This is a genomic window from Streptomyces marincola (genome assembly GCF_020410765.1).
Taxonomy (GTDB): domain Bacteria; phylum Actinomycetota; class Actinomycetes; order Streptomycetales; family Streptomycetaceae; genus Streptomyces; species Streptomyces marincola.
In genome coordinates, this window is the sequence record NZ_CP084541.1 from 214,534 (window position 1) to 227,368 (window position 12,835).

The 12,835-nt window shown below is 73.6% G+C and carries 11 protein-coding genes; 7 read left to right on the plus strand and 4 right to left on the minus strand.

Annotated elements, in window-relative coordinates:
- Positions 1-58 precede the first annotated feature (58 nt).
- The 4 genes from LC193_RS00855 to LC193_RS00870 all read right to left on the minus strand — a co-directional run bounded on the left by LC193_RS00855 (position 59) and on the right by LC193_RS00870 (position 4,172).
- Positions 59-1,933 carry a TerD family protein gene (locus tag LC193_RS00855; RefSeq protein WP_226070308.1) on the minus strand — a complete coding sequence of 625 codons (1,875 nt, stop codon included), beginning with the start codon at positions 1,931-1,933 and terminating at the stop codon, positions 59-61.
- Between the two features lie 343 nt (positions 1,934-2,276).
- Positions 2,277-2,714 (minus strand): secondary thiamine-phosphate synthase enzyme YjbQ, encoded by a 438-nt coding sequence (locus tag LC193_RS00860; protein WP_226070310.1) that lies wholly within the window; start codon positions 2,712-2,714, stop codon positions 2,277-2,279.
- A 26-nt stretch (positions 2,715-2,740) separates the two neighbouring features.
- Positions 2,741-3,763 carry a LacI family DNA-binding transcriptional regulator gene (locus LC193_RS00865; protein WP_226070312.1) on the minus strand — a complete coding sequence of 341 codons (1,023 nt, stop codon included), beginning with the start codon at positions 3,761-3,763 and terminating at the stop codon, positions 2,741-2,743.
- An 88-nt stretch (positions 3,764-3,851) separates the two neighbouring features.
- A complete protein-coding gene (locus LC193_RS00870) occupies positions 3,852-4,172 on the minus strand; it encodes an L-rhamnose mutarotase (RefSeq protein WP_226070314.1) in 321 nt (106 codons plus the stop codon).
- A 214-nt stretch (positions 4,173-4,386) separates the two neighbouring features.
- Here LC193_RS00870 and rhaI point away from each other — a divergent pair, with 214 nt between their 5' ends.
- From rhaI to LC193_RS00905, 7 genes are all read left to right on the plus strand, one after another.
- Positions 4,387-5,547 carry an L-rhamnose isomerase gene (gene rhaI, locus LC193_RS00875; RefSeq protein WP_226070317.1) on the plus strand — a complete coding sequence of 387 codons (1,161 nt, stop codon included), beginning with the start codon at positions 4,387-4,389 and terminating at the stop codon, positions 5,545-5,547.
- A gap of 5 nt (positions 5,548-5,552) precedes the next feature.
- On the plus strand, positions 5,553-7,598 hold the full coding sequence (locus LC193_RS00880) for a bifunctional aldolase/short-chain dehydrogenase (RefSeq protein ID WP_226070319.1): 2,046 nt from the start codon (positions 5,553-5,555) through the stop codon (positions 7,596-7,598).
- Between the two features lie 42 nt (positions 7,599-7,640).
- A complete protein-coding gene (locus LC193_RS00885; RefSeq protein WP_264086288.1) occupies positions 7,641-9,164 on the plus strand; it encodes a rhamnulokinase in 1,524 nt (507 codons plus the stop codon).
- Positions 9,165-9,167: 3 nt separating this feature from the next.
- Positions 9,168-9,920, plus strand: coding sequence for a (Fe-S)-binding protein (locus LC193_RS00890; RefSeq protein ID WP_226070329.1), 753 nt, complete (start codon positions 9,168-9,170; stop codon positions 9,918-9,920).
- A complete protein-coding gene (locus LC193_RS00895) occupies positions 9,917-11,395 on the plus strand; it encodes a lactate utilization protein B (protein ID WP_226070331.1) in 1,479 nt (492 codons plus the stop codon). Before LC193_RS00890 ends, LC193_RS00895 begins: the two co-directional genes overlap by 4 nt.
- Positions 11,392-12,027 carry a LutC/YkgG family protein gene (locus LC193_RS00900; RefSeq protein WP_226070333.1) on the plus strand — a complete coding sequence of 212 codons (636 nt, stop codon included), beginning with the start codon at positions 11,392-11,394 and terminating at the stop codon, positions 12,025-12,027. The genes LC193_RS00895 and LC193_RS00900 overlap by 4 nt, the downstream gene beginning before the upstream one ends.
- 331 nt (positions 12,028-12,358) lie before the next feature.
- Positions 12,359-12,787, plus strand: coding sequence for a VOC family protein (locus tag LC193_RS00905; RefSeq protein WP_226070335.1), 429 nt, complete (start codon positions 12,359-12,361; stop codon positions 12,785-12,787).
- Positions 12,788-12,835 lie beyond the last annotated feature (48 nt).

Here is a 12,835-nt window from a genome sequence, read left to right on the forward strand (position 1 = left end):
CCGCTGCTGGAGTACCAACGCTCCGCCCGACCCCATCAATTTCGGTCCTGCTGCGCAGTCATTCGGCGACGTCGACGCCGTAGGACCGGGAGAGGTCGGCGAGACCATGGTCGTATCCCTGCCCGACCGCCCGCAGCCGCCACCCCTCGCCCCGACGGTAGACCTCGGCGAGGATCATGGTGCGCTCGGTGGTGGCGGCATCGAGGGTGGCCCGTGCCGTCGGGGCCTCGCCGATCCCGCGGGTGACGACGACCTCCACCGCGCCCACGTCTGAGAATGTGACGTCGCCGTCGATCGCCGCCGCGACCACGACCCTGGTCACCTCCAGGGGCAGCCGCTCCAGGTCGACGCCGACGGCTTGCTCCGTCGGACCGTCCGTGGCGAGCCGCACCGTCCCATCAGGGTGTTCGGGCGCTCCGTAGAAGACGAAGTCCTCGTCTCCCGCGACCTGCTCTTGCGCGTCCAGCAGGAAGGCGACGACATCGACGTCGCATGCGGTGAGCTGCCCCCATGTGGCCGCCACCGTCCACGCCGCGCCGGTCTCAGGCAGGTCGACAACCGCTCCCCGGACCAGGACTTCCGCCGTGTCCCGCGACTCGGCGGCCGGGTCCTGCTGCACAGAATCGAGCTCGGGGACAGGGGCCGTGGTGAGCGCGAGGAGCCAGTCGGCGCCGTGGACGGGCATGCCGAGCGAGGTGATGCGGCTCATGCGACGGTCCAATTCCCCGCCGGGGAGCAGCACGATGTCGGTGACCCTCGCCGAGAGGTTGACCGCCGCGGAGGCGCCGAGCTCGACGACTCGGACGCGCGCCGCCCCGGCTTCCTCATGGGTGCCACCCAGCACCAGCACGCGGCGCCCGGCGAGCGGTCCGTCCGCCCTGGCGGGACCGGTGCGTGCGACCGGTGCGGCGGTGCGCTGCGCGGGCAATGCGGGCGTAGGCGTACGAGGCGCGGCCGCCGCCTCCCCCGGCGTCTCCGCGGCACGACGTCGGCCGGCGACTCCGGCTCGGGCCACACCCTTGGCCTGACCGGACCGCACCTCGTCCAGCAACCGCAGATAGGTCCGCTCGTCCACCAGGGGAACGCCTTCGGCAACGGCCCGGCGTAGTTTGGCGGTCCCGTCACCAAAACCATTGGTGACCAGGAGGCTGGTCTGTCCACTGACCGAAGTCATCATGTTGAGGCCGGCCGCCACCGAGCGGGCGACCAGTTCCTCGCGAGGCATCCGGGTCTCCCCGGTGACGGCGACCTTCATCCCCTGCACCAGAGGCCCACCCGTCTCCAACCGGCCGGGGTTCCGGTACGGACACGGGGTCTTCGGGACGAAGGGCTTGTAGTCCTGGCGCGGCGGGCAGGCCAGGAGCGGAAGGGCCAAGCCCAGACGTCCCGCGGCGTCCAGCGAGCCCTGCAGAATCCCTGTGAGCACCCGGACGTCGTCCTGCGCGTCGTGGGCCCGCTCCTGACGCACGCCGTAGTGCGCGGCAAGCGTCCCCAGCTTGAGATCCGGCGTCGCGGGCGCGATCAGCCTGTTGAGAGCCAGGGTGCACAGACGTCTGCTCACGGGCACCCACGAGCGGACCCGGGCGAACTCGTGGGCCAGGAAGTCGTAGTCGAACTGCGCGTTATGGGCGACAAAGACGCGACCGCTCAGCAGCGCACCAACCTGCGGCGCGATCTCCTCGAAGGTGGGTGCGCCTGCCAGGCCCGCGCGGGTGAGCCCATGAACATGCACAGGCCCCGGGTCGCAGCCCGGGTTGAGAAGCGTGGAGAACTCGCCGGTCCGCCGGCCGTGTCCGTCCAGCGTGACGACCGCGAGGGACAGGACGCGATCCCGGCCGGGCCTCAGCCCAGAAGTCTCCACGTCCACCAGCGCCCAGTCGTGGAAATACTCGGGCAGCATGGGCCACTTCGGGCTCACTGGCAGCAGGGTCATCTCGGGCTCCCCTCCCGGTGCGGCAAGTGGCACGCAGCCCTCTCGCGCTCATGGTTGATCAGAGGATCTTTCCATGCACAGGGCACTCCTGCAGCGGATCTCGCCCAGAGGCTCCGCTACCGCTTGGGACGCATCGTCTCCGGCGGACTACTGAGCCCAGTGGCCCACTTCGCCCGCCAAGGAGTCGGGCCGGTGGTCCGTCAGCCGGGTGGGCTGTATCTCCCAGGGACAGCAGGGCCGCACCACGACCGCACATCGGCGGCGGAGCCGGGAGAGCGTGAGTACCGTACGGCCTCCCACCATGGCCCCTTGCAGTTGGTGCGGCCGGACGTACCCCGTACAGTCAGGCCTCGCCGACGCCGCCCAGGAAGCTGAGCCGCACCTGCCGCTCCGCGTTGTCGCCGTTGGTGTCCACCAGGCAGACCGATTGCCAGGTGCCCAGTTGGAGGCGGCCGGAGATCACCGGGAGGGTGGCGTGCGGGGCGATCAGGGCGGGCAGGACGTGGTCGCGGCCGTGCCCGCGGGAGCCGTGGCGGTGGCGCCAGCGGTCGTCGGCGGGGAGGAGGTCGCGCAGCGCCGCGAGCAGGTCGTCGTCGCTGCCCGCGCCGGTCTCCAGGATGGCCACGCCCGCGGTGGCGTGGGGGACGAAGACGTTGAGGAGGCCGTCGGCGCCGCGGGCCTGTTCCGCGAGGAACGACTCGCAGTCGCGAGTGAGGTCGGTGACGGTTTCCGAGGAGCCGGTCGTGACGTGCAGGACGGTGGTGCGGAAGGAGTCGCTCATGCGGACACGGTACGGGGCGGGCGCGTTCAGGGGCGGACGGCGAGGCTGGAGGGGCGGACGATCAGTTCCGGGTCGAGCACGATGCGCTGGTGGCGGTGCAGGCCGGCGTCCTCGCCCGTCTCCTCAAGGAGCAGTTCCGCCGCCTGCCTGCCCATCCGCACCGCGGGCTGGCGCACGGAGGTGAGCGGCACGGCGGCCGCCGCGGCGAACTCGATGTCGTCGTAGCCCACGAGCGCCATGTCGTCGGGCACGGAGACGCCCGCGGCGAACAGGGCCTGGAGCACGCCGAGCGCCAGCAGGTCGTTCGCACAGAACACGGCGGAGGGGCGGGGCGACATGCCGAGCAGGCGGGCGCCCGCGTCGCGGCCCGAGGCCACGTCGAGCCGGTCGGCCTCCACGTGGCGCAGTTCGCCCTCGCCGAGACCGGCCTCGGCGAGCGCGGCGACCGCGCCCTCCTTGCGGTCCTGGCACTGCTGAAGGGACATCGGACCGCTCACGTAGGCGATCGAGGTGTGCCCCTGCTCCAGCAGGTGACGCACCGCCAGGGTGCCGCCGAGTACGTCGTTGACCGAGACGGAGCAGCCCTCGGCGCTGGGCAGGACGCGGTCGACGAACACGAACGGGATGCCGTGCCGCCGGAAATCGGCCAGGTTGCGGCCCGACATGTCGGCCGGGGTGACCAGCACGCCGCGCACCCGCTGCTCGGCGAACAGGGAGAGGTAGTCGCTCTCCTCCGATGTGCTCTGCGCGCTGTTGCACAGCATGACGCCCAGGTTTGAGGAGCGGGCGACGCGTTCCGCGCCCGAGGCGACGTCCACGAAGAAGGGGTTGGCCATGTCGAGCACGAGCAGTGCGATGATCCGGCTCTGCCCGGCGCGCAGTTGGCGGGCGGACTCGCTGCGGACGTAGCCCAGTTCCGCGATGGCCTGCTGGACGCGCTGCCTGGTCTCCTCGGCGACCATGTGGGGGCGGTTGATGACGTTGGACACGGTGCCCACCGAGACCCCGGCCTGCCTGGCCACCTCTTTGATCCCGACCGTGTGTGCCATGTCCGTGCCCCGTTCGTCTCGTGAGCGCTCCCACCGCCGGCCATCGTATGCGCGGGATGGGCGGCGGCCGTGCCCAACCCGGTGGGCTTCAGGCGAGGTGGAAGACCTCGGTCAGGGGGCGCATGGCCTCGTCGGGGCGCGCGCCGTCGAGTGCTTCGAAGAACTGGCCCATCTCGGCCTGCCAGCGCGCGTTCACGTCGGTGGCGTCCATGGCGGCCTTCGCCGCCTCGAAGTCCTCGGTCTCCAGGTAGCCGACGAGCAGGCCGTCCTCGCGCAGGAACAGCGAGTAGTTGTGCCAGCCGGACTCCGAGAGCGCCTGGCACATCTCGGGCCACACCTCGGCGTGCCTGGCCCGGTACTCCTCGGTGCGGTCCGCCCGGACCTTCAGCAGAAAACAGACGCGCTGCACGGCCCTCACCCCTTCTGAAAGGATTCATTCGGCTCGCGGGCAAACTAGCCACGCCGCTCGCGCCGAGTCAAGATCCGCGAGGCCGGTGCCGGGCGCCGGGCGGCGACCCCGCGGAGGCCGTCCGCTCCCTTGACAGCATTTGCCGGGCGCTCTTAGCTTCCTGCATAGTGAAACGATTCATAGCGGCGTTGAGCACCTTGGGAGCCCTGATCGCATGACCGCCCCATCCGCCGTCAAGGCGGCCCTGTCCTCGCAGGCCATAGAGACCCCTTCGTGGGCCTACGGAAACTCCGGCACCCGGTTCAAGGTGTTCGCCCAGCAGGGCGTGCCCCGCGACCCCTGGGAGAAGCTCGACGACGCGGCGCAGGTCCAGCGGCACACCGGGGTCGCCCCCGTCGTCGCCCTGCACATCCCGTGGGACCGGGTCGACGACTACGCCGCGCTCGCCCGCCACGCGCGGGAGCGCGGGCTGCGGCTCGGCGCGATCAACGCGAACGTGTTCCAGGAGGACGAGTACCGGCTCGGCAGCGTCTGCCACCCCGACGCGGCCGTCCGGCGCAAGGCGCTCGACCACCTGCTCGAATGCGTGGACATCATGGACGCCACCGGGTCCAAGGACCTGAAGCTGTGGTTCGCCGACGGCACCAACTACCCGGGCCAGGACGACATCCGCGCCCGCCAGGACCGCCTGGCCGAGGCGCTGGCCGCGGTGTACGAGCGGCTGGGCGAGGGGCAACGGCTGCTCCTTGAGTACAAGTTCTTCGAACCGGCGTTCTACACCACGGACGTGCCCGACTGGGGAACGGCCTACGCGCACTGCCTCAAGCTCGGCGAGAAGGCGCAGGTCGTCGTCGACACCGGGCACCACGCGCCCGGCACCAACATCGAGTTCATCGTCGCGCTGCTGCTGCGCGAGGGGAAGCTCGGCGGTTTCGACTTCAACTCGCGCTTCTACGCCGACGACGACCTGATGGTCGGCGCCGCCGACCCGTTCCAGCTGTTCCGCATCATGTGCGAGGTGGTGGGCGGCGGCGGCTTCGGTCCCGGGGTCGCGTTCATGCTGGACCAGTGCCACAACATCGAGCCGAAGATCCCGGCGATCATCCGCTCCGTGATGAACGTCCAGGAGGCGACGGCCAAGGCCCTGCTCGTGGACCGCGACGCGCTGGCCGCCGCCCAGTCGGCCGGTGACGTCCTGGGCGCCAACGCGGTGCTGATGGACGCCTACAACACCGACGTGCGCCCCCTGCTGGCCGAACTGCGCGAGGAGTCGGGCCTGGACCCCGACCCCGTCGCCGCGTACCACCGCTCCGGCTGGGCCGAGCAGATCACCGAGAACCGCAAGGGCGGCCAGCAGGCCGGATGGGGAGCCTGAGAGCGATGACGACGAACGACCACCCGGCGGTCGCCGACCTGCTGGCGCGCTCGCACCGGCTGGGCGCCGACCCGCGCAACACCAACTACGCGGGCGGCAACACCTCGGCCAAGGGCACGGCCGCCGACCCGGTGACGGGCGGCGAGGTCGAGCTGATGTGGGTGAAGGGCTCGGGCGGCGACCTGGGCACGCTCAGGCCCGAGGGCCTGGCCGCCCTGCGCCTGGACCGGCTGCGCGCCCTCAAGGACGTGTACCCGGGCGTGGAGCGCGAGGACGAGATGGTCGCCGCGTTCGACTTCTGCCTGCACGGCAAGGGCGGCGCGGCGCCGTCGATCGACACGGCCATGCACGGCCTGGTCGAGGCCGCGCACGTGGACCACCTGCACCCGGACTCGGGGATCGCGCTGGCCTGCGCGGCCGACGGCGAGGAACTGACGAAGGAGTGCTTCGGCGAGCAGGTCGTGTGGGTGCCGTGGCGCAGGCCCGGCTTCCAGCTCGGCCTCGACATCGCCGCCGTGCGGCGCGCCCATCCGCAGGCCATCGGCTGCGTCCTGGGCGGGCACGGCATCACGGCGTGGGGCGAGACCAGCGAGGAGTGCGAGCGCAACTCGCTGCACATCATCAGGACGGCGGAGGAGTTCCTCGCGGAGCGCGGCAGGCCGGAGCCGTTCGGACCGGTCCTCGACGGCTACCAGGCGCTGCCCGAGGCCGAGCGCAGGGAGCGCGCCGCGGCGCTCGCGCCGGTGGTGCGCGCCATCGCCAGCGCCGACCGGCCGCAGGTGGGGCACTTCACGGACAGCGACGTGGTGCTCGACTTCCTCGCCGCCGCCGAGCACCCGCGCCTGGCGCGCCTCGGCACCTCGTGCCCGGACCACTTCCTGCGCACCAAGGTCCGCCCGCTGGTCCTCGACCTGCCGGCGGGCGCGCCGCTGGAGGAGGCGGTGGCCCGGCTGAAGGAGCTGCACGCGGAGTACCGCGAGGAGTACCGCGCCTACTACGAGCGGCACGCCGACGCCTCCTCGCCCGCGATGCGCGGCGCGGACCCGGCGATCGTGCTGGTGCCCGGCGTGGGCATGTTCTCCTTCGGCAAGGACAAGCAGACGGCGCGCGTGGCGGGCGAGTTCTACGTCAACGCCATCAACGTGATGCGCGGCGCCGAGGCCGTCTCCTCCTACGCGCCGATCGAGGAGTCGGAGAAGTTCCGCATCGAGTACTGGGAGTTGGAGGAGGCCAAGCTGCGGCGGATGCCGCCGCCGAAGCCGCTGGCGACGCGCGTCGCGCTGATCACCGGTGCCGGCTCCGGCATCGGGCGGGCCACGGCGCAGCGGCTGGCGGCCGAGGGCGCGTGCGTGGTGGTGGCGGACCTGAACGGCGAGGCCGCGGCCGAGGTCGCGCGTGAACTCGGCGGCCCCGACCGCGCGGTGGCCGTCACGGTCGACGTCACCTCGGAGGAGCAGATCCGCGCGGCGTTCGCGTCCGCGGTCCTGGCGTTCGGCGGCGTGGACCTGGTGGTCAACAACGCGGGCATCTCCGTGTCCAAGCCGCTGCTTGAGACGACGGCGCGGGACTGGGACCTCCAGCACGACATCATGGCGCGCGGTTCGTTCCTGGTGTCGCGCGAGGCGGCCCGGGTGATGCGGGACCAGGGCCTGGGCGGCGACATCATCTACATCGCCTCGAAGAACGGGGTGTTCGCCGGGCCGAACAACATCGCCTACGGCGCGACCAAGGCCGACCAGGCGCACCAGGTGCGGCTGCTCGCGGCGGAACTGGGCGAGCTGGGCATCCGCGTCAACGGCGTCAACCCGGACGGCGTCGTGCGGGGTTCGGGGATCTTCGCGGGCGGGTGGGGCGCGAAGCGCGCCGCGGTCTACGGGGTGCCGGAGGAGAAGCTGGGCGAGTTCTACGCGCAACGGACGCTGCTGAAGCGCGAGGTGCTGCCCGAGCACGTGGCGAACGCCGTGTTCGCGCTGACCGGCGGCGATCTGAGCCACACGACGGGGCTGCACATTCCGGTGGACGCCGGGGTGGCCGCGGCGTTCCTGCGCTGAGGCGTGGGCGGCGTGGCGGAAGTGAACGACGACAGCGGGGCCGTGCCGCACGCCGGCCCCCGGGGCGCGCGCGGCGCGTCCCGGGGGCCGGGCGCGCGGCCGTTCGCCGCGGTGGATCTCGGGGCGTCGAGCGGGCGGGTGATGCTGGCGTCCGTGGGCGAGGGCGCGTTGTCCCTGCGCGAGGTGCACCGGTTCCCGAACGAGCCGGTGCGCGTGGGCGGCACCCTGTACTGGGACATCCTGGGGCTGTACCGGGGGGTGCTCGCTGGGCTGCGCGCGGCCGGGCGGGAGACCGGGGGCAGGCTCGCGGGGGTCGGCATCGACTCCTGGGCGGTCGACTACGGTCTGCTCGACGCGTCGGGCGCGCTGCTCGGCAACCCGGTGCACTACCGGGACGGCAGGACCGAGGGCATGGCGGAACGGGTCGCGCGGCGGCTGCCGCCCGCGGAGCTGTACGCGGCCACGGGCATCCAGCACCTGCCGTTCAACACGGTCTACCAGCTGGCCGCCGAGCGCGACGGGCCGCGTCTCGCCGCCGCGCGGCGGCTGCTGCTGATACCCGACCTGATCGCCTACTGGCTGACGGGCGAGGCGGGCACGGAGCTGACGAACGCCTCGACCACGCAGCTGATCGATCCGCGCACGGGCGACTGGTCCGCGCGCGTGGCCGAGGCGGCGGGCGTGGACCTGGGGCTGTTCGCCCCGCTGCGGCGGCCGGGCGACCCGGCGGGCACCCTGCTGCCCGAGGTGCTGGCCGAGACCGGGCTGACCGGGCCGGTGCCGGTGACGGCCGTCGGCTCGCACGACACCGCGTCGGCCGTCGCGGGGGTGCCGGCGCAAGGGGACCGGTTCGCGTACATCGCGACCGGGACGTGGTCGCTGGCGGGCGTGGAGCTGCCGGCTCCCGTCCTCGGCGAGGACAGCCGCCGCGCGAACTTCACCAACGAACTCGGCGTCGACGGCACGGTCAGGTACCTGCGCAACATCATGGGCCTGTGGCTGCTCCAGGAGTGCCTGCGCCACTGGGCCGCCGCCGGCACGCCGTACGAGCTCGGCCCGCTGCTCGCCGAGGCGGCGCGGGCGCCGGCGCTGCGTTCCGTGGTGGACGCGGGCGACCCGGGGTTCATCGCGCCCGGCGGCATGCCGGACCGGATCGCGGCGGCCTGCCGCCGCACCGGCCAGCCCGAGCCGCGCGACGCGGCCGAGACCGTGCGGTGCGTGCTCGACTCGCTGGCCCTGGCCCACCGGGCGGCGGTGGCGGACGCGCGGCGCCTGTCGGGGCGGGCGGTGGACGTGGTGCACATCGTGGGCGGCGGCGCCCACAACGAGTTGCTGTGCCAACTGACGGCGGACGCGTGCGGGCTGCCCGTGGTGGCGGGCCCGGCGGAGGCCGCGGCGCTGGGGAACGTCATGGTGCAGGCCGGGGCGGCGGGCGCGGTGCCCGGCGGGCTCGCGCACGCGCGCGGTCTGCTGCGCGCGACGCAGCCGTTGCGGCACCATGAGCCCTCGGGTGACACGGCCGTCTGGGAACGGGCGGCGGCCCGGCTGACCGGCGGAGAGGACTGAGGCATGCGGGTGGCGCTGTTCGTCACGTGCGTCAACGACACGCTGTACCCACGAACGGGGCAGGCCGTGGTGTCCCTGCTGCGGCGGCTCGGCGTGGAGGTGGAGTTCCCGCAGGCGCAGTCGTGCTGCGGGCAGCCGCAGTTCAACACCGGGTACCGGTGGGAGACCGAGCCGCTGGTGCGGCGGTTCGCGGCGGCGTTCGAGGGGTTCGACCACATCGTGACGCCCTCGGGCTCGTGCGCCGCGATGGTGCGGGACAACTACCCGCGGATCGGGGCGAAGGCGGCGGCCGAGGGGCGGGGCGAGGAGCTGGCGCGGGCGGCGGACGCGGTGGTGCCGCGGACGCTGGAGCTGTCCGAGTTCCTGGTGGACGTGCTGGGCGTGACCGATGTCGGCGCCTACTACCCGCACCGGGTGACCTACCACCCCACGTGCCACGGGCTGCGCATGCTGGGTCTGGGCGACCGGCCGCGGCGGCTGCTGGAAGCGGTCGCGGGTCTCGACCTGGTCGAGCTGCCCGGGGCCGAGGAGTGCTGCGGGTTCGGGGGGACGTTCGCAGTGAAGAACGCGGCGGTCTCCGCGGCGATGGGCGCGGACAAGGCACGGCACGTCGAGGGCACGGGCGCGGGCGCGGTGTGCACGGTGGACAACTCCTGCCTGATGCACATCGGCGGCACGCTGTCCCGGCTCGGGTCCCGGGTGCGGCCGGTGCACCTGGCCGAGATCCTGGCAAGCACGCGAGAGGAGCAGTGGTGAGCGGCACGTATCTGGGCATGCCCGCGTTCCCCGTGGCCGCGGCCACGGCGACCGCCGACGGGCGGCTGCGCGCGAACCTCACGCACGCCACCCGCACCATCCGCGGCAAGCGGGCCGCCGCGGTGGCGGAGCTGCCCGACTGGGCGGCGCTGCGGGCGGCGGGCGCGGCGGTGAAGGACCGCACGCTGCGGCACCTGGACACCTATCTGACGCAGGCGGAGGAGGCGGTGACGGCCGCGGGCGGCACCGTGCACTGGGCCGCCGACGCGCGGGAGGCCAACCGGATCGTGACGCGCCTGGTCCGGGAGACGGGCGAGCGCGAGGTGGTCAAGGTCAAGTCGATGGCCACCCAGGAGATCGGTCTCAACGCGGCGCTCGCCGGGGCGGGCATCCGCGCCTACGAGACGGATCTGGCCGAGCTGATCGTCCAGTTGGGCGACGACCTGCCCTCGCACATCCTCGTGCCCGCCATCCACCGCAACCGGGGCGAGATCCGGGACATCTTCGCGGAGCGCATGGCGGACTGGGGCCGCCCGGCGCCCGAGGGCCTGTCGGACCGGCCGGCCGAGCTGGCGGAGGCGGCGCGGCTGCACCTGCGGGAGAAGTTCCTGACCGCGAAGGTCGGCATCTCGGGCGCGAACTTCCTGGTGGCGGAGACGGGCACGCTCGTCGTCGTCGAGTCGGAGGGCAACGGGCGGATGTGCCTGACGCTGCCGGAGACGCTGATCTCGGTGGTGGGCATCGAGAAGGTCGTGCCGACGTGGCGGGACCTGGAGGTCTACCTCCAGCTGCTGCCGCGTTCCTCGACCGCCGAGCGGATGAACCCCTACACGTCGATGTGGACGGGCCCCGGCGAGTCCGACGGGCCGCGCGCGTTCCACCTGGTGCTGCTGGACAACGGGCGCACCGACACGCTGGCCGACACGGTGGGGCGGCAGGCGCTGCGCTGCATCCGGTGCTCGGCCTGCCTGAACGTGTGCCCGGTGTACGAGCGGGCCGGCGGCCACGCGTACGGCTCGGCCTACCCGGGGCCGATCGGCGCCATCCTCACCCCGCAGCTGCGCGGCACGGCGAGCGAGGTGGACGCCTCGCTGCCGTACGCGTCGTCGCTGTGCGGCGCCTGCTACGAGGTCTGCCCGGTGGCCATCGACATCCCCGAGGTGCTGGTGCACCTGCGGGAGCGGGTGGTGCAGGGCGGCCCCGCCTCGGTGGGCGGGCAGCGGGTGCGGCTGAAGCCGGCCAGGGGCCACGCGGCGGAACGGGCCGCCATGCGCGCGGCCCGCTGGGCACTGGACCGGCCCGGGGTGCTGCGCGCCGGGCAGCGGCTGGCCGCGCGCACGCGCCGGCTGCATCCCGACCGGCTGCCGGGGCCGGGGCGGGCCTGGACCGATACGCGCGCGGTGCCCGAGGTGCCGGCCGAGTCGTTCCGCGACTGGTGGCAGCGCACCGGCGGTGGACGGGAGGCGGGCGCGTGAGCAGCCGCGATCTCGTGCTGGGCCGCATCAGGCGGGCGCTCGCCGACGTGCCGCGCGGGGAGCGCCCCGAGGACGTCCCGGTGCCGCGCGACTACCTGGCGACCCACTCCCCCGCCGACGCCGTGGAGTTGCTGGCGGAGAACCTGGCGGACTACCGGGCCGTGGTGCACCGCGCCGACGCGGCCGGGCTGCCGGGCCTCGTGGCGCGGCTGCTGGCCGCGCGGGACGCGCAGACGGTCGTGGTGCCGCCGGGCCTGCCGGAGGAGTGGCTGGCCGCGACGAACGCCGCGCGCGTCGCCGACACGGCGGATCTGACGCCGCGCCGTCTCGACGCGGTGGACAGCGTCGTCACCGGATGCGCCGTGGCCGTGGCCGAGACCGGGACGCTCGTGCTCGACGGCTCTCCCGACCAGGGCAGGCGCCGCATCACCCTGGTGCCCGACCACCACGTGTGCGTGGTGCGCGTCCCCGAACAGGTCGTGGACTCCGTGCCGCAGGCGCTGGCGCGGCTGGTGCCGACGCGCCCGCTGACGTGGATCTCGGGCCCCTCGGCGACCAGCGACATCGAGCTCGACCGGGTCGAGGGCGTGCACGGACCGCGCACGCTTGAGGTGGTCCTGCTGCGCGAGTGACGGCGCGCGGGCGGCGGGGCCCCGCCCGGGGCGGACGACGGCCGCGACGGCGGAAGGCGCACCCCGCCCGCCCGGCCGCCGGAATCGGCCCCGGCGGTCCTGGCGACGGCTCCCGTGCTGCGCCACGGGCTGCCGCCCGGCGTTCCACCGCGGTGGGGCCAGGCGTGGTCCACCGCTTCCCGCGTGGCCGGGGCGCTGCTCGCCGGGTTCGCGCCCACCCAGGGGGCCGGTGGTGGGCACGACCGCCGCGACCTGGCGGGTCGGGGGCCGGGAACCGCGTGCGGGGACCGGGCGTTGGCGGCGTGACATGCGAACCCGTGAGGAGCCCCCTGTGACCGACTCCAACCCCGTCCGCGAACTCCGTCTGGTCGTGACGGCCGCCGACTACGACGCGGCGCTGCACTTCTACCGCGACGTCCTGGGGCTGACCGAGCGCGGCGCGTTCTCCTCGCCCGGCGGCCGGGTCACCATCCTCGACGCCGGCCGCGCCACGCTGGAGCTGACCGACCCGAACCACGCCGCGTTCATCGACGAGGTCGAGGTGGGGCGGCGCGTGGCCGGACCCATCCGGGTCGCCTTCGAGGTCGACGACTCCACCGCCATGACGTCGAAACTCGCCGCCGCGGGGGCCGAGGTGATCGCGGAACCGACGCGCACGCCCTGGAACTCGCTGAACTCCCGTCTCGACGCCCCGGGCGCGCTCCAGTTGACCCTCTTCACCGAGTTGGGCGAGCCGGCGGGCGAGCCGGACGAGGGCTGACATCCGGCCGGCGCCCGTGGGCTCCCGGGGGTCCGCCGACCACCGCAC